This window comes from Collimonas silvisoli (assembly GCF_018305005.1).
Taxonomy (GTDB): Bacteria; Pseudomonadota; Gammaproteobacteria; order Burkholderiales; family Burkholderiaceae_D; genus Collimonas; species Collimonas silvisoli.
On record NZ_JAGQEG010000008.1, the window covers coordinates 1 to 16,535 of the forward strand.

The window sequence follows — 16,535 nt, forward strand, 5'->3', positions numbered from 1 at the left end:
CAAACCCGCGCCCAGATAGACGAAGTCGGTCTTGGCGCTCGGCACGATCACATAGCCGACGACATCGGCGACCCGCTTGACGTCTTGCTCGGCGCCGTAGATAGACACCACATCGCCCAGTTGCACGATGGTTTCAGGCAGGATCGGCAGCACCTGTCCCATGCGGCTGATCTGCACCACGTAAATGCCGTGGCGCACGCCGCCGGCGGTCTGGGTGCGGATTTCAGCCACGCTTTTGTTATGGAATTCCTTGTTGGTCAGCACCACTTCGCGATGCTGCATGGTGAGTTCCATGCCGTCGATCGCATACACTTCCTTGCCCAGGAAACCGGAAGTGCTGACCACCGCTTCGCGCCGCCCCACCACTAGCACGATGTCATGCGGCAGCAGCAGCAATTGGGGACTGACCTCGATCACCCGGCCGCCGCGTTTGACTCTTTCGATGGTGACGGCGGTGTCGGGGTCCAGAGTCTCCACTTCGTCGACCGAGATCTTGCTGTGGGTGATTTCATACAGCCGGCCGACCAGTTCCGGCAGCGCCGCGTGCTGTTCCGGCCCCAGCACCTTGACCCCGGTCTGCAGCGCGGTCTCGGCCTTGATCGCATCTTCGCGGATGGTGCGGCCCATCAGTTTCGGCAGGATATTCACGCAGACGATGATGGCGCCGAAAGAGCCGAACACATAAGTCACCGCATAGCCCACCGCAACGTTACCCTGCAAACGCGCTACCTCGGCCGCATCCAGCCCCAGCTTGGTGATGGCGTCGCCGGCAGTGCCGATGATCGCCGACTGCGTCAGGCCGCCGGCGGCAATACCTGCCGCCAGACCCTTGTCGAGACCGAACAGCTTGGCCATCACCACCACTGTCGCCAGGCCGGTCAGCGCCAATATCGCTGCCAGGATGATTTCGCGGATCGACTGCTTGCCCAGCGAATTGAAGAATTGCGGACCGCTCTCGTAACCGACGGCATAAATGAAGAGGGCAAACAGCACCGCCTTGACGCCAGGATCGATCTGCACCCCGACCTGGCTGACCACCACCGCCACCAGCAAGGAGCCGGCGACGCCGCCCAGCTGGAACTTGCCGAACTTGATCTTGCCGACGCCATAGCCGACCGCCAGCGACAAAAACAGCGCTATCTCTGGGGACTTCTCGAATAAGTCATGCAACCATGCCATAAGGGACATCCTTTCACGATGAAAAATACGGATTGCGCAACAAACTGACGTCATTGCCAGAGTATTCGATGCAAGTTGGAAGCCTGATAAGTTGCCAAAAAGCATTTTCATAGTAACAGAATTGTTATTTCTCAAAAGAAATAACAATTGTTTTACCAGGGAGAAAAGCGCGCCGGACGGCGAACTGAGGAGCACGGGCGTAACCTGGCTGGTTACGCCGGAGAAACAGGTGTCGGAACGGGAAGAGCGGCTAGGCAGATGCGGCAGACATCAATTTGCAACCGGTTTCTTGGCCGGCCGCCGCTGCAAGGTACGGCGATGCATGTTCAGGGTGCGCGCAGTCGAAGAGGCATTGCCTTGGTGTTGCGCCAGTACAGATTGAATGTGTTCCCGCTGCTAACAGGCCTGAGTGTTTTCAAACCACCATAAGTTCTTCTTCAAGCGCAGTCTGGCGCCACGCATCGAGCTCTTGCACGCGGCTGAACCAGGCTTGCAAGTTGGCGTACTGCTGCAATGGCACGCGGCCCGGCTCGGCCGCCATCAGGGGCGCGGCAATTGCCAGGTCGGCCAGGGTCAGGCCGCTTCCCGATACCCAAGGCCGCTGCGCCAGATGGCCATCCAGCACGCCGGCAAACGTCTCCAGATCGGTGAGTCCGCGCCGCAGTTCGACCGGGTCTGGCCGGCCCGCGCCGATCAGACCCTTGATGAAATTTTCCCAGTAAAAAATGGCTATCGCCGGCGCAAAATGCTGGGCCGACCAAAACATCCAGCGATTGACATCGGCCCTGGCCTGCAACTCGGTTGGGTATATCGTCTGGCCCGGCGTCTTGTCGGCCAGGTATTGCATGATCGCGCAGGATTCCCACAGGATGAAGTCGCCATCCACCAGCACCGGGATTTTCTCGTTCGGATTAAGCGCCAGCAAATGCTTGCGCTGCTCGGCGCTGGAGAGGTCAAGCAACACCAGCTCAAGCGGCAGCCCGAGATGGTGCGCAGTCATGACGGCACGCCGCGCATTGGATGAAATTGGATGGTGATAGAGGCGCATGATGACGATCTCCCGGGGCTTGTGAATGCGATGTCAGCATCTTAGTCCCCGGCTGCTGACAGTCTGTGTCAGTAGCGTTCCGACAAGTAATTCCTACTGGTTTTCCGTAAATGGATTTTCACGGCGCCAAGCCTGCAACAGCAGGTTGCGCTGCTGCGGATAGCGCACCTTGGTCACCGTCAATACACTGATCCTGTCGTTACGGAAGTGGCGGAATCCGCCGCGCAGCTCGCACCAGGCGATGACCAGGCGCTTGCCTTCGAAGAACGCCAGCGCTATCGGCCAGATCAGCCTTTCGCTGGCGTTGCCGCTTTCATCCCGATAGCTGATGCTGACCTTGTGCTGACGCCGGATCGCCTCGCGGATCGGGCCTAGCGTATTGTTGTTGACCGCTTCCTCTTGGTAGCTCGCGGCCCACAAACCCATATTCGCCATGCTGTCGCGCAGGTCGACCGGCGCAGCGGCGGCAATCTTGCTCAGCGCGCTCTTGGCGGCTTGCGCCAAACCATCGTCTCCTTGCTGCTTCACCCAGCGCGCGCCCAGCACCAGCGCTTCCAGTTCGTCTTCGTTGAACATCAAAGGCGGCAGGAAAAAGCCGGAGCGCAACACGTAGCCAAGGCCGGCTTCGCCCTCGACCGGCGCACCCAGCTCGGTCAGGGTTTGCATGTCGCGGTAAATGGTGCGTACCGAAACCGACATTTCCTCTGCCAGCCAGGCAGCGGTAACCGGCCGCCGATGGCTGCGCAAGGCGTCCATCAGCATGAATAATCGTCCGGTACGGCTTGCTGCCTGTGCCAACATCCGTCTCCTTAGGACCAGCTACTTAGTCAACGTCAGCAAGGTCTGCTGGCCATTCCTGAAGGTGTAGATCGACAGCGTACCGTTCTTGATATCGCCTTTATCGTCAAAGGCGATCTTGCCGGTGACGCCGGTGTACTGGATCTTGCTGAGCGCCGGCAGATATTTTTTCGGATCGGCCGAATTGGCCTGCTGCATGGCTTTGGCGATGATCATCACGGCGTCGTAGGTATACGGCGCGTACTGGACGATGTCGGCATTGTATTTTTTCTTGTAAGCCGCCTTGAAAGCCTCAAACGGTGCGGGGTCTTCAACCCCGCCTGCCACCGCGCAATAGACCTTGTCGTCGATCAAGCCTTCGCCGGCCAGGCGCGGCAGGGCGCCGGTGCAGATCGCATCGCCGCCCATGAAGTTGGCGGTGATGCCCAGTTGGCGCATCTGGCGCAACATGGTGCCGGCGCTGGCGTCGATGCCGCCGAAGAAAATCAGGTCCGGCTGCTTGGCCTTGACGGCGGTCAGGATCGCGCTGAAATCGGTGGCCCTGTCGTTGGTGTACTGAGTGGCGACAATCTCGACGCCGTTAGCCTTGGCGTCTTTGAGGAATTCCGCCGCCAGTCCCTGGCCGTAGGCGGTGCGGTCGTCAATCACCGCGATTTTTTTTGCGTGCAAGGTATTTGCCGCGTAACGCCCCATCGCAGCGCCGAGCTGGGAATCGTTGGCGACCACGCGGAAGGTGGTGTTGAAACCCTGCTGGGTGTATTTGGCGCTGGTCGCGGAAGGAGAGATTTGCGGGATGCCGGCGTCGAAATAGATTTTCGAAGCGGGAATCGAGGTGCCTGATTGCAGATGCCCCACCACTCCCGCCACTTTGGCGTCGACCAGTTTCTGGGCGACGCTGGTGGCCTGTTTCGGATCGCTGGCGTCGTCTTCCGCCTGCAAGACGAATTTGATTTTCTTGCCGGCGATGACCAGATGCTTGGCGTTCAAATCGTCAATCGCCATGCGCGCGCCGTTTTCGTTATCCTTGCCGACATGCGCAACCGGGCCGGTGATCGGGCCGACGTGGGCAATCTTCACTACTTGTTCCTGGGCCTGCACGGTACCGGTCAGCGCCAAGGCGATCGCTACGGCCGGCAAAATGGTATTGGCATTAGTCTGCATCTGTTCTCTCCGGGATTCAAATTGATCACGCCCACCGAACGTGTTGGGATTACCGTTTCTCTGAAGCACCGCAATTATCCCAGCCTCTTCCAAACTGATCCATGCTTATGTGCATTTTTTATATCGTCGCCATTTATGAGAAACTAGCGCGCAACTACACGCCTTTCCTGCATTTCGTTCGCGGCTATATCCGGACCGCCTGGTTGCCGACAAACCCTTGAAGGATTTTCAATCATGTCATTTCCACCGCGCCCCATCGCTTTTGTGCTAGCCGCCTCCAATCATGGGAGCATGATTGTCAACCGCAACGATTATCACATGATCAACGCGACTGAGGGTTATGGAGTCGGCTACCAGATACTAAGCAAATCAAGCTTCGATGAAAGTGAAATCGGTTTCGCCCTGGCGTTGCTCAACTGTCGCCGCAAACATTTCGGCGATGGCGTCGTTGCGCTAGACGGCGGTGCGAATATTGGCGTGCATACGATTGAATGGGCGCGGCACATGCACGGTTGGGGCCGGGTGCTGAGCTTTGAAGCGCAAGAGGCGGTGTACTACGCTTTAGCCGGCAATGTAGCCTTGAATAATTGCTTGAACGCCCGTGTCAGGCTTGCCGCTCTTGGCGAAACATGCGGTGAGTTGACGGTGCCGGCGCCGGACTATTTCACGCCCGCGAGTTTCGGCAGTCTGGAAATGCGTCAGAACGATGGCAACGAATTCATCGGACAGCAGATTTCCTACGAAGCCTCGGCTTGCAACACGGTTCCCCTGGTCAGCCTGGATTCCCTCAATATGGGACGTCTGGACTTGGTAAAACTGGACGTCGAAGGAATGGAAATCGATGTATTGCGCGGCGCCCGGTCAGTGCTGTCCAAGCAGCATCCGATCATGATCGTCGAAGTCCTCAAATCCGACCGCGCCGCAATTGAGAATTTCGTCACCGGACTCGGCTATCGCGTCTTTCCGGCTGGGCTAAACATCATTGCGGTGCATACGACCGATCCGACTATCCATCAGATCAGCGTGAAGGATAATGTGGTGTTCTTGAACGCGGATTAGGGCATCGTTCAAGAAACCTGAAACAGCAGATCTTTAACGCTGACATTCGCCATACCATTTTTTCCATTCAATCAGCCCTGGCGAGTCAGTGCTTCGGCCATTTCCGCAATCACCGGCTGCCAATCGCCCAGCCTGGTCTGGCGGTACAGGCGCATCGACGAATACCAGGGTGTATAGCGCTGGCTGTCGTACCAGCGATAATCGCTTGCCTGCGCCAGCAACACCCACACCGGCCGGTTGCGGGCGCCGGCCAGATGCGCCGGCGCCGAATCGATTGAAATCACCAGGTCCAGCCGTTCCATCACGTGGGCAGTGTCCTCGAACGAGCGCAAGTGCGCTCCCAGATCGACTATCCGATGATGCGCCATCAGCATTCTTTCCGGTTCGCTCAACTCGCCCACTTGCAGCGAGAAGAATTCTGCGGAAGAATTTTCCAGCAAGGGCAGCAGGGTGGTCAGTTCGATTGAGCGGAACGGTTCGTGGCGCACTCCGCTGTTGCTGCGCCAGGTCAGCCCTATTCTTTGCCGGCCGCCGGCCTCAACCCGAAGTTTTTCCTGAATCGATTCCGGCAGTACGTAATCTCTCGCCAGCGTCAAATAGCTGTCGGCCGCACGCGGGAAATACGGGCTTTGCTGGTAGCGGGTAAACAAGGCGAAAGGCCAGGTGATGAGGTCGCAGTCGCGCATCATGTCATCGGGGTTCTCAGCAACCACGATGCCCAGACCGGCATTTCTCAATAATCCATGAAGAGAGCGCGGCGCGCTGCAATAAATGGCGGCGGCCCCCTCTTGCCGCAATTTTTCCACATAACGGCATAGCTGCAGCAGGTCGCCAGCGCCGCCTTCGCTGGATATCAGGATGCTCTTGCCGGCTACCGGCTGCTTGTGGAGCACTTTGTCCAGATACGGTAAAAACCAGCTATTGTCTTGATTCGGCGAGGCAAGGCGGGTCCACACCTCGCACCACTCCGGCGCATGCAGCGATTTTTGCAGCAGATGGGCTTGGTGGAACTTGCCCTGGCAGTATTTGACTATCGACAGTTCCAGCTCTACCTGGTAACTGGCGTCAGGATTGGACGCCAGTTGTGGCGCCGCCTCTTCCAACAATACTTCCGCTTGCGCGAACATGCCGAGATAACTCATGTCGACGCCAAGCTGAGCGCGCTCCATCGGTGTTGCCGTTTTGGCGGCCCATTGATTGGCAAGGGCAATCGCATCCTCTACCTTCCCGGCTCCGCGTAATTGCCGGATAAGATGCAGCGCAGTCCCCACATTGCCATCAGTTTGATAGGCGGCGTAGGCTGCAATTAATTCATTAAGATTAGTCATGTCGGATGAAAAAAGCACTTCAGAGAATTATGGGGTTTTCACGCTGGCGGCGATGCCGTTCCAGGAAGTGCCGCCGCATTTACCGGTCTGTATCAGCAGCCAGCCTTGCAACTGCTTGCCGATCACCAAAGGGTTGCTGCTGAAACACTCGCCTTGAGGCGGCGCTTGCACCTGCCTGACCGACACGAACAGCGGCCCCTTCGGCTCGATAATCGGCTCGCTGCCGCGCACTTTGCCGGTTCCCAGCTCGGCGTTGCAATCGTAACGGCGCCCTGAAGCATCAGCGGTGACGATGCCCACCATGCCGTGGTTCATCGGGTAGACATTTTCGACAAAAACATTGCCGCCTTTCGGATGTTTCAACAGGCAGGCATTGGCGGCTTGCATCACATCCTTGTCGGCCAGCATGTCGCCGATAGACATCGGCATCTCGGCCGCCAACCCCATATCGGAAGCCAGCAAAACGCTAAACAGCCAGGGCGTCAGAGATATTTTCATAGATAACCTACCTTTTGTTTTGCGAACGCAACACACTAAATCCCCCGGCGCAATAGGCCGCCCACTCTAAACAATTTGTTGTTTTTTAGCAAATTGAAAACACCTGACATCAGGCAGTCATATTCCCTTGTGACAATATAAGACTGCTCAGACACATGCTGGCCGCAGCAGTCGCGCATGTTCGTTTTCCTGACGCTGACAACCCTGACTCTAACAACCAATATCAACAGGATAGTTTCATGAAACCTCGTTCCCTGGCGCTGGCATGCGCAACGCTAGTCTATCTGAGCGGCTGCAGCGGCGGCGGCAATTCGTCCGGCGCAGGCAGCGCCACGGTAAGCGGCGTCGCCGCGAGCGGTAAAGCCCTGGCTGGCGTCACCGTCACCATCACCGACAGCAGCGGCCAGAACGTGCAGACCACCCTGACCGACGCCAACGGCAACTTCACCCTGGCGCTCAAAGGCAGCGCGCCCTTCATCCTGACTGCGCCATTTAACGACGCCGACGGCAGCGCCGCCACCTTATCCTCCGTCATCAATCCGAGTTCGGCCACTGCAGGTGCGGCCAACACGGTACGCGCCAATCTGAATCCGCTGACCTCGCTGATCACCCAGCGCGTACTCGGCATGATCCCGGACGGCAGCCCGAGCGCGACACAAATCAGCGCCGCCAAAATCAGTGCCGCCAGCATAGCGCAGGCCGTCGGCGATGTCTCCTTGCCGCTGCAGCCTTTGTTTACCGCGCTTGGCGTTCCTGCCAGTGAAACCGGCGATCCGATAGGCAGCACGGTATATCAGGCCAACGCCAGCGACCCGCTCGACAATTTGTTCGATCTGGCCCGCTTCACCGTGCACACCGGCCAGATCGCGGTCGGCGCCGACGCCAACCGGGCGCTGCTGACGATTCCGGCCAGCGGCAATATCAGCGGCGCTTTGCCGGCCAGCGCAATCCAGTCGGTAGTGGCGCTGAACAATGGCCCGACCACCACCCCGATCCAGAACGTCATCGTGATCGTCGGCGAAAACCAAACCTTCGATGCGGTATTTGGCGCTTATCAGCCGCCGCAAGGGCAGACCGTAAAGAATCTGCTGTCGCAAGGCATCATCAACGCCGACGGCACACCCGGCCCGAACTTCAGCCTGGCGCTGCAAAACCAAGGCGCGAACCAGACTGCCTACACCATCAACCCGGCCCGTACCGGCGCCTACGCCACGCTGCCGCAGCCAACCGCGATTGGCGAACTCACGCCGCCGACCTTCCAGGACCCGGGCGGCGTACCGGATACCCGCTTCCCCGGAAATCTGCCGAGCGGGCCGTTCCAGCTCACCAAATATGTCCCTTACGGCACTGCCAGCAGCGCCCAGACCGGCGATCCGGTGCACCGTTTCTTCCAGATGTGGCAGCAAACCGGCGGCGATAACGCCAAGCTGGATCTGTTTACCTGGGTTGCGGACAGCGTCGGCCAGGGCGGCGACACCAAAGGCATCACACCTAGCAATCCAGGGCAGGGCGGCGAACTGATGGGTTTCCTCAACATGGCCAGCGGCGATGCGCCGTTCTTCAAATCGCTGGCGCAGCAATATGCCTTGAGCGATAACTATCACCAAGGCATCATGGGCGGCACCGGCGCCAACTTCTTCACCATCGCCACCGGCGATCTGCCGTACTTCAATAGCGGCGGCGCGGTTGGCGTCCCGCCGGCGAACCAGATCGAGAACCCGAATCCGCTGGCGCAAACCCCGAATTTCTATACCCAGGACGGCTATCAGGGCGGCTCCTACGTCAACTGTTCCGACGCCGGCCAGCCTGGCGTCGGCGCCATCCTGAATTTCCTGAGCGGTAAAAAGGTCAAGAGCAATTGCGACGCCGGCAAATACTACCTGGTGAATAATTACAATCCCGGCTACGACATGAACGGCACGCCGCAGCCGATCGGCCCCAACAATTACAACTACCCGCCGCAAACCGTACCGACCATCGCCGAAGGATTGGCCAAGAAAAACGTCGGCTGGAAATGGTATACCGGCGGCCGCGACCTAGCCGACGTGACGGCAGACGCCGCCGCCCTCGGTTTCCCGGTGGCGATTGCCCAAGCGGCCCAGTACAACGCCATCGGCGACCCGCTGGTAGCATCCAGCAATGTCATGAACAGCAACCTGAAATCGAATCTGGCCGGCCTGACCACCTTCTATAACGATGTCGCCAAAGGCACTTTGCCGGCGGTATCGTTCGTGGTGCCGAAAAACCTCGACAGCGGCCATCCCGGTTATTCCGCACCGGCCCGCTACGAAGCGTTCCTGCAAGACCTGATCGCCAAGGTCAAAGCCAATCCGACACTCTGGGCGCATACCGCGATCCTGGTCACCACCGATGAAGGCGGCGGCCACTTCGATACCGGCTACATCCAGAACGTCGATTTCTTCGGCGACGGCCCGCGCATCCCGTTCCTGGTGGTATCGCCTTACGCCCGCACCGGCTTCATCGATCACACTTATTACGATCACTCGTCGGTGCTGAAATTCATCGAACGCAACTGGCGCCTGACACCGCTCTCGCCACGCAGCCGCGACAACCTGCCCAACCCGGTCAGCTTCGCCGCCGACCGGTACCGCCCGGTAAACACCACTGCCATCGGCGACCTGATGGCGATGTTCAACTTCTAAACCCCATCAATTGGGGTCAGAGTCAAATAAATGATCAAATCAATTTGACTCTGACCCCAATTGAATTCTGACCCCAATTGAATTATTGAAATGGATTGAAAGTTTTGAGTAGCAATCATGGTTGGCTGATTTGTAGGCACTGGTATGTCGGTGCGGCGCTGTTGGCGGCTGCGCTGCTGGGCGGCTGTCACGACGCGGAAACGCCGGCGCGGGCTGCGCATGCGGATGCTGCCGCGCCGGCGACGTCAAAACCGTCCTTGAAAATGTGGGTGCGTTACCCTGAGCCGCCAACCACGCTGAGTGTCGCGGCGAATTTGGGTAGGCAACTATTCTTCGATCCTTCGTTGTCGGCTTCCGGCAAGATGTCTTGCGCTACCTGCCACAGTCCTGATCATGCTTACGGCCCGCCCAACGGCTTGGCGGTGCAACTCGGCGGCGCCGACATGCAACGGCAAGGCAGGCGTGCCGTGCCGTCCTTGCGCTATCTGGGTTTCACTCCCAAGTTCACCCGCCACTACTATGTGCCAGGGCCGGACGAGACCGAAGACGAAGGCCCTACCGGCGGCTTTACCCATGATGGGGCGGTCGATTCGCTGCATGAGCAAGCGCTGATTCCGCTGCTTAACGTCAATGAAATGGCCAATCCGAATCCAGCTGCAGTGGTCGCCAAATTGCAAAAGGCCGCCTATGTCGAACAGTTCCGGCAAGTCTATGGCGCCGATATCTTCGATCATCCGGCGGCGGCACTGCAACAGGCGACGCTGGCGCTGGAAGCGTTCCAGACCGAAGACCCAAGCTTCCATCCCTACACCAGCAAATTCGATGCGGCGATGTCTGGCAACGCCGATTTCACGGCCGCCGAATTGCGCGGTTACGGCCTGTTCAATAATCCCAACAAGGGTAACTGCGCCAAGTGCCACGTCGATACGCCGGGGCCGGGAGGACGGCCGGCGCAGTTCACCGATTTCGGCTTCCAGGCGCTGGGCGTGCCGCGCAACCCGGAGATCGCGGCAAACCGTAATCCGAAGTATTTCGATCTCGGCATCTGCGGCCCCGATCGCAAGGACATGGCGCAGGAAGCGCAATTCTGCGGCATGTTCAAATCGCCCACCTTGCGCAATGTGGCGACCCGCGAAGTGTTCTTCCATAACGGCCGTTTCCACACGCTGCAAGACATGATGCGGTTTTATGTCACGCGCGATACCGATCCCGCCAGGTGGTACCCGAAGGTGAAAGGCAAGGTGATCAAGTTCGACGATCTGCCGCCGCGTTATCGCGCCAACGTCGATACCCTGGATGCCCCCTTTAACCGCAAGGCAGGCGATGCACCGGCCTTGAATGAGGAAGAAATCGGCGATCTGATCGCTTTCCTGAAAACCCTCAACGACGGTTATTCGGCCAAGTCCGGCGCCGCCCGCAGCGAATGACGGAGTTCAGGGATGCGGCGCCGGCGCCAGCGGATAAGGTGGTTGGCTGTCGCCTGGCCGACGCAGGTTAACGATCACTCGTTCCACATCCGGTTCGGCACGGACAAAGGCCGCCAGCGCGGCCGCATCGATAGCCGAATCGGCGCTGCAACCCTCGACCCAGACGAAGCGGCGTTGAAACGTCAGCCACAGGCTGCTGTTGCGGGCGAATCCCGGCTCGGCGGCAAAATGCGCCTGTACCGATCGGGCAATCGGCGCATCGTAGAGATAGGAGTTAGGTTTATCGCACTTGCCGGCCAGCCAGCAAGTGGTGCCGCGCTCCGTGCGCCAATGCGATTCCTTGCGGGCTTCTTCCTGGCTCACCAGCGGCCCCAGCGGCGGCGGACAATCCGCTACGGCGCTACGGACCTGGATGAAAGGATCGTTGAACCAGTTTTTCAAGGGTTCACCGGAAGCCGGCGCCATCGTTACCATCATGCCGGCTACCGCCAGCCGCACTGGCCAACCGTATTGCAAGCGAAGCGGTAGTGACATGCCTGGTCCCTTGATGCATAGGTGAACTAAGCGGCAAACTTGTCCGTCGCCAGAATCAGCTGATGCAAGATGCCCGGTTCGCTATACGCGTGCCCGGCGTCCGCAACCATGTGCAGTTCCGCTTCAGGCCAGGCTTTGTGCAAGGCCCATGCGGTGCTCGGCGTGCAGCAGACATCGTAGCGCCCTTGCACGATGACGCCGGGAATGTGCCGCAGCTGCTCTACATCACGCAGCAACTGGCCGTCTTCAAGAAAACAGCCGTGGGTGAAATAGTGATTTTCGATACGGGCAAAGGCGATCGCGAACTCCGGCTCGTCGTGATGCTCGGCCAGCGCCGGATCGGGTATCAGCTTGACGGTGCTGCCTTCCCACACGCTCCATGCTTTTGCCGCTGCCAGCTTGGCGATTTCGTCCGTGCCGGTCAGGCGGCGGCTGTAGGCTGCCACCATGTCATGCCGCTCCGCCGGCGGAATCGGCGCCAGGAAATCTTCCCATTTGTCCGGGAACTGGCGCGATGCGCCGTCCTGGTAATACCACTGCACTTCTGTATGCGTACCGGTAAATATGCCGCGCAACACCAGTTCGCTGACATGTTGCGGATGTTTCTCGGCATAAGCCAGGGCCAAAGTGCTGCCCCACGAGCCGCCGAACACCAGCCATTTTTCGACGCCGAGCAAAGTCCGCAAGCGTTCGATATCGGCCACCAGATGCCAGGTGGTGTTGGCTTCCAGATTAGCGTGCGGTGTCGAACGCCCGCAACCGCGTTGATCGAACAGCATGACGCAATATTTTTCCGGATTGAACAGGCGCCGATGGTCAGCGTTGCAGCCGCCGCCAGGGCCGCCATGCAGGAAAACAGCAGGCTTGCCGTTTGGATTGCCGCACAATTCCCAATAAATACTATGGCCGTCGCCCACTTCCAGCAAACCGGATTTAAACGGTTCCAGCGGCGGATACAGACTGCGCAATGGGGTTTCAACGGGGGATGGCGCGGCAGGCTGCACAGCGGGTAGGCTGGTGGTCATGGCATGTTTCCTTTTGGGAGAGAAATGAAGCTAGGGAAACGATGATCATAAGCAAGTCTGGCGTTGCCGTCCAGCCATGTGCTGCATGTCGCCGTATCAGGCGCCTGGCGTCTGCGCACAGCACTCGCGCCAGGCATTCCGGTAGCGATCCCATCCGACAAGGGCGAGCGGCGAAATGCGGATTGCCGGTAAAGCTGCCTTCGATCACTAGCGTAAGCCCTCTCCCGCTTTTTGATCGCCCCTGAACGCGGCAAACTGCTACAACCTCGCCGCCAACTCCGCACCTTCGCGTATCGCCCGCTTGGCATCCAGTTCACTGGCGAACGAAGCGCCGCCGATCAGGTGGTAGCGCATAGCGCCACTGTTTTGCAATGTTTGTGTCTTGACCGGCTGGCCCGGTTTGCCAGGTGCAATGGCGGCAGCCGGAACCAGTTCGTGCAGTGATTCCTGGCCGGCGCAGATCACCACGTTATCTACCGCCAGCAAGCGGCTTTCGCCATCAACGCTGATATGCAAACCCTGATCGTCGATCTGTCGGTAGTCAACGCCAGCCAGCATTTGCACGCCGTTACGCTGCATCATGCTGCGATGTACCCAGCCCGAAGTTTTGCCGAGGCCGGCGCCGACTTTGCTTTGCTTGCGCTGCAATAGATGGATTTCGCGCAGCGGCGTGGCCGGCTCCATCGGGCGCAAGCCGCCTGACTCAGCAGCCAACGGATCGACACCCCATTCATCCATCCAGTGCGCTATCGATATCGGCAACGGCAGTTGCGGATCGTGCAGCAAGAATTCACAGAGATCGAAACCGATGCCGCCGGCGCCGATCACGGCTACCCGTTTACCGACCGCGGCCTTGCCTTGCAACACGTCGAGATAGGACAGCACCATCGGATGTTCGATGCCTGGAATGCGCAGCTTGCGCGGCGAAACGCCGGTGGCGACGATGATGTCGTCGAAACCGAGCGCTTCCAGCTGTTCTCTGGTAACGCGTTGATTGAGTTTGACTTCAACCCCGGTGCGTTGCAGACGGTGCTTGAAATAGCGGACGGTTTCGCGGAATTCTTCCTTGCCGGGAATCCGCATGGCGATATTGAACTGGCCGCCGATTTGTTCAGCAGCTTCGAACAAGGTGACTTGATGGCCGCGTTCGGCGGCGACGGTGGCTGCCGACAAACCGGCCGGGCCGGCGCCGATCACTGCCACCCGCCGCGCTTGCACGGTGCGCCGATAAACCAGTTCGGTTTCATGGCAGGCTTGCGGGTTGACCAGGCAACTGGCGCGCTGGTTCTTGAAAGTATGGTCGAGGCAAGCTTGATTGCAAGCGATGCAGGTATTGATTTCATCGGCGCGATTCTGCTGGGCCTTTAACACGAATTCCGGATCGGCCAGGAACGGCCGCGCCATCGACACCATGTCGGCGTCGCCCTCGGCCAGGAGCTGTTCCGCCACTTCCGGCGTATTGATGCGGTTGGAGGCGATCACCGGAATCCTGATGGCGCGCTTGAGGCGCGCTGTCGCTTCGCGGAATGCGCCGCGCGGCACCGAGGTGACGATAGTCGGCACCCGCGCCTCATGCCAGCCGACGCCGGTATTGATCAGGGTCACGCCGGCTTGTTCCAACGCCTGCGCCACCGCCACCACTTCTGCGCCGGTATTGCCGCCTTCCACCAGATCCAGCAAAGACAAACGGTACATGATGATAAAACGCTCACCGACTGCTTCGCGCATGCGCCGCACGATTTCCAGCGCCAACCGCATCCGGTTCTCGATGCTGCCGCCCCAGCGGTCCTGGCGATGATTGGTGCGCGGCGACAGGAACTGGTTGAGCAGATAACCTTCGCTGCCCATGATTTCCACGCCGTCGTAGTTGGCGCGCTGCGCCAGCACGGCGCTGCGCACGTAGGCGGCGATAGTGGACTGGATGCCGCGCTCGCTCAATGCGCGCGGCTTGAACGGAGAAATCGGCGATTTGATAGGCGAGGCCGACACCACGAACGGGTGATAACCGTAGCGTCCCGAATGCAGAATCTGCATCACGATCTTGCCGTCTTCCTCATGCACGGCGCTGGTCAAACGCTTGTGGTTGTGGATATCGCCGATGCTGTTCATGGTGCCGCCGAACGGCAGCAGCCAGCCTTGCCTGCTGGGTGAAATGCCGCCGGTCACGATCAGGCCGACGCCGCCTTTGGCGCGCGCCCGGAAATATTCCGCCAGCTTGGCATAGTGGAAGAAACGATCCTCCAAGCCAGTGTGCATGGAACCCATCACCACGCGGTTTTTCAAGGTGGTGAAACCAAGGTCGAGCGGAGCGAGCAGATGTGGGTAGACAGGATGGGACATAGGTTTTCCAGGAGGTCGTGGCAATTATCAACACCAGGCCGGAATCTACCTGAAAAGCAGCGGCAGATCGCTGAAACAGCCCTGTTTTAGCGGCGATTAGAGGCACTAGCCTATTTCGGCCCCCTCCTTGCCGATCAGCGTTTCCCCAATAATGTTGCCAGATCAATCGCCTCTGCCATGGCGCGGTAACCTCGGTCGCCGGGATGCAAGTGATCACCGGAATCATAAGCCGGCAGGAAGCGCCGTGGATGCTGCGGATCCCGCACCGCGGCATCGAAATCGATCACTGCATCAAATTCGCCGCTGCTGCGTATCCATTGATTCACCGCCTGCCGCGCCTGCTCCTTGCTCTCGGAATAGTAGCTTTTCAGGTCGGTATCCTGCAGTGCGCCCTCGAATGGGGTCAAGGTAGCGCCAAGTATGCGCACGTGACGCAAGCGGGCGCGCGCTATCAATTGCCGGTATCCGGCGATCAGGCGATCCACCGACAAAGCCGGATCATCCGGTATGAAGCTGCTGCCAGGCCAGCCGATGTCGTTGATCCCCATCAGCACGATTACTGTATCCACATTGGCTTGATTCAGCACGTCCCGGTCAAAGCGCGCCATGGCGTTGACGCCCATTTTGTCGTTCAGCATCCTGGCCCCCGAAATGCCGGCGTTGATCACCGCGATCCGTTGTTTGACCAGCCGTTGCGCCAGCAGATCGGGCCAGCGCTGATTGCTGTTCGAAGTGGAACCGGCGCCATCGGTGATCGAATCGCCAAAGGCCGCCACCACTCGCGATGCAGGTGGCGCGTCGACCAGGATCGTGCTGAGAAACAGACGTGCTTCCAGCGTCGTGTCGGTCTTGATCAGAGGCGCTGCCGCGAGGTTGCCCGGTGCGATGTAAGCGGTCTGCTTGCCGTCCCAATGAAAGGTGGTGAGCGGGGTCGTTTGCGGCAAGAAGATACTGACCGCCACCTGTGCCAGCGGCGCCAGCGCCAGATCGACCGGATCGCTGACAGCCGGTGCGCCCGGCGCAATCGTTACCTCGCTGCGGCCGCCGAAGGTGAGGCTGCGATCCGAAGCGGCGACGATTTCCGAACCGCCGGCGGCCAACGCGATATGCGCCGCGCCTATCGTCAACGGCGTTGTGCCGTATTCGTTGGACAACACCACCCTGGCGCGCTTGCCGCCGACGCTGAGCCGGGCGATCTGGCGCACCGTCTGGTTCGACAAGCTGGCCGGGATATTGGTCGGCAAGGCAAAACCGGCCTCCCAAATCGGCTGCGGTGCGGCAGTCCAGCTGGCGCTCCAGTGCTGTGCAGAGTTCGGCGCAGCATGCTCAAGGTCGGTGGCGGCCGCCTGCGTTGCTACGGTTGGTACGAACAAGAGTGACAGCAAGCTTAGCGTCGCGGCGATTTTTGGACAGCCCACAGGGAAATGCATGAAGTGACTCCTTTTATTGGATCAAGAATGTGGCGCAAGCAAGCG

General features: G+C 59.4%; 13 protein-coding genes and 1 pseudogene. 3 read left to right on the forward strand and 11 right to left on the reverse strand.

Translation table 11 applies throughout. The features are described from left to right. From KHU33_RS03135 to KHU33_RS03155, 5 genes and pseudogenes are all read right to left on the reverse strand, one after another. On the reverse strand, positions 1-1,179 hold a 1,179-nt coding region (locus KHU33_RS03135; RefSeq protein WP_211461058.1), incomplete at its 3' end, for an aspartate-alanine antiporter-like transporter. A 270-nt stretch (positions 1,180-1,449) separates the two neighbouring features. Further along, positions 1,450-1,569: pseudogene (locus tag KHU33_RS03140) on the reverse strand (helix-turn-helix domain-containing protein); the annotation flags it as partial. A 25-nt stretch (positions 1,570-1,594) separates the two neighbouring features. Further along, on the reverse strand, positions 1,595-2,227 hold the full coding sequence (locus tag KHU33_RS03145) for a glutathione S-transferase family protein (RefSeq protein ID WP_211461059.1): 633 nt from the start codon (positions 2,225-2,227) through the stop codon (positions 1,595-1,597). Positions 2,228-2,320: 93 nt separating this feature from the next. Beyond that, entirely contained in the window at positions 2,321-3,028 is a 708-nt protein-coding gene (locus tag KHU33_RS03150; RefSeq protein WP_230414022.1) for a helix-turn-helix transcriptional regulator, read from the reverse strand. Between the two features lie 18 nt (positions 3,029-3,046). Beyond that, on the reverse strand, positions 3,047-4,186 hold the full coding sequence (locus KHU33_RS03155; RefSeq protein ID WP_211461060.1) for a branched-chain amino acid ABC transporter substrate-binding protein: 1,140 nt from the start codon (positions 4,184-4,186) through the stop codon (positions 3,047-3,049). A 234-nt stretch (positions 4,187-4,420) separates the two neighbouring features. On the opposite strand from KHU33_RS03155, the gene KHU33_RS03160 reads away from it, so the two are divergent. Further along, complete coding sequence (locus KHU33_RS03160; protein WP_211461061.1) at positions 4,421-5,245, forward strand: FkbM family methyltransferase; 825 nt, start codon at positions 4,421-4,423, stop codon at positions 5,243-5,245. A gap of 71 nt (positions 5,246-5,316) precedes the next feature. Here KHU33_RS03160 and KHU33_RS03165 read toward each other — a convergent pair whose 3' ends face one another. Together KHU33_RS03165 and KHU33_RS03170 are read right to left on the reverse strand one after the other, a co-directional pair. Further along, positions 5,317-6,573 carry a glycosyltransferase family 9 protein gene (locus tag KHU33_RS03165; RefSeq protein WP_211461062.1) on the reverse strand — a complete coding sequence of 419 codons (1,257 nt, stop codon included), beginning with the start codon at positions 6,571-6,573 and terminating at the stop codon, positions 5,317-5,319. Positions 6,574-6,600: 27 nt separating this feature from the next. Continuing rightward, the gene (locus KHU33_RS03170; protein ID WP_211461063.1) at positions 6,601-7,071 is read right to left on the reverse strand and encodes a hypothetical protein; all 471 of its coding nucleotides are present in this window, start codon (positions 7,069-7,071) and stop codon (positions 6,601-6,603) included. Positions 7,072-7,310: 239 nt separating this feature from the next. Between KHU33_RS03170 and KHU33_RS03175 the strand changes: the two genes are divergently transcribed. Both KHU33_RS03175 and KHU33_RS03180 read left to right on the forward strand, forming a co-directional pair. After that, positions 7,311-9,734, forward strand: a complete 2,424-nt coding sequence (locus tag KHU33_RS03175; RefSeq protein WP_211461064.1) for an alkaline phosphatase family protein — start codon at positions 7,311-7,313, stop codon at positions 9,732-9,734. Positions 9,735-9,838: 104 nt separating this feature from the next. Beyond that, positions 9,839-11,161 (forward strand): cytochrome-c peroxidase, encoded by a 1,323-nt coding sequence (locus KHU33_RS03180; RefSeq protein ID WP_230414023.1) that lies wholly within the window; start codon positions 9,839-9,841, stop codon positions 11,159-11,161. A 6-nt stretch (positions 11,162-11,167) separates the two neighbouring features. On the opposite strand, the gene KHU33_RS03185 is transcribed toward KHU33_RS03180, so the two are convergent. The 4 genes from KHU33_RS03185 to KHU33_RS03200 all read right to left on the reverse strand — a co-directional run bounded on the left by KHU33_RS03185 (position 11,168) and on the right by KHU33_RS03200 (position 16,490). Then, positions 11,168-11,695, reverse strand: coding sequence for a BON domain-containing protein (locus KHU33_RS03185; RefSeq protein WP_211461065.1), 528 nt, complete (start codon positions 11,693-11,695; stop codon positions 11,168-11,170). Between the two features lie 26 nt (positions 11,696-11,721). Next, positions 11,722-12,720 carry a prolyl aminopeptidase gene (pip, locus tag KHU33_RS03190; protein ID WP_230414024.1) on the reverse strand — a complete coding sequence of 333 codons (999 nt, stop codon included), beginning with the start codon at positions 12,718-12,720 and terminating at the stop codon, positions 11,722-11,724. Positions 12,721-12,978: 258 nt separating this feature from the next. Then, on the reverse strand, positions 12,979-15,060 hold the full coding sequence (locus tag KHU33_RS03195; protein WP_211461066.1) for an NADPH-dependent 2,4-dienoyl-CoA reductase: 2,082 nt from the start codon (positions 15,058-15,060) through the stop codon (positions 12,979-12,981). A gap of 134 nt (positions 15,061-15,194) precedes the next feature. Beyond that, positions 15,195-16,490, reverse strand: a complete 1,296-nt coding sequence (locus KHU33_RS03200; RefSeq protein ID WP_211461067.1) for an SGNH/GDSL hydrolase family protein — start codon at positions 16,488-16,490, stop codon at positions 15,195-15,197. Positions 16,491-16,535 lie beyond the last annotated feature (45 nt).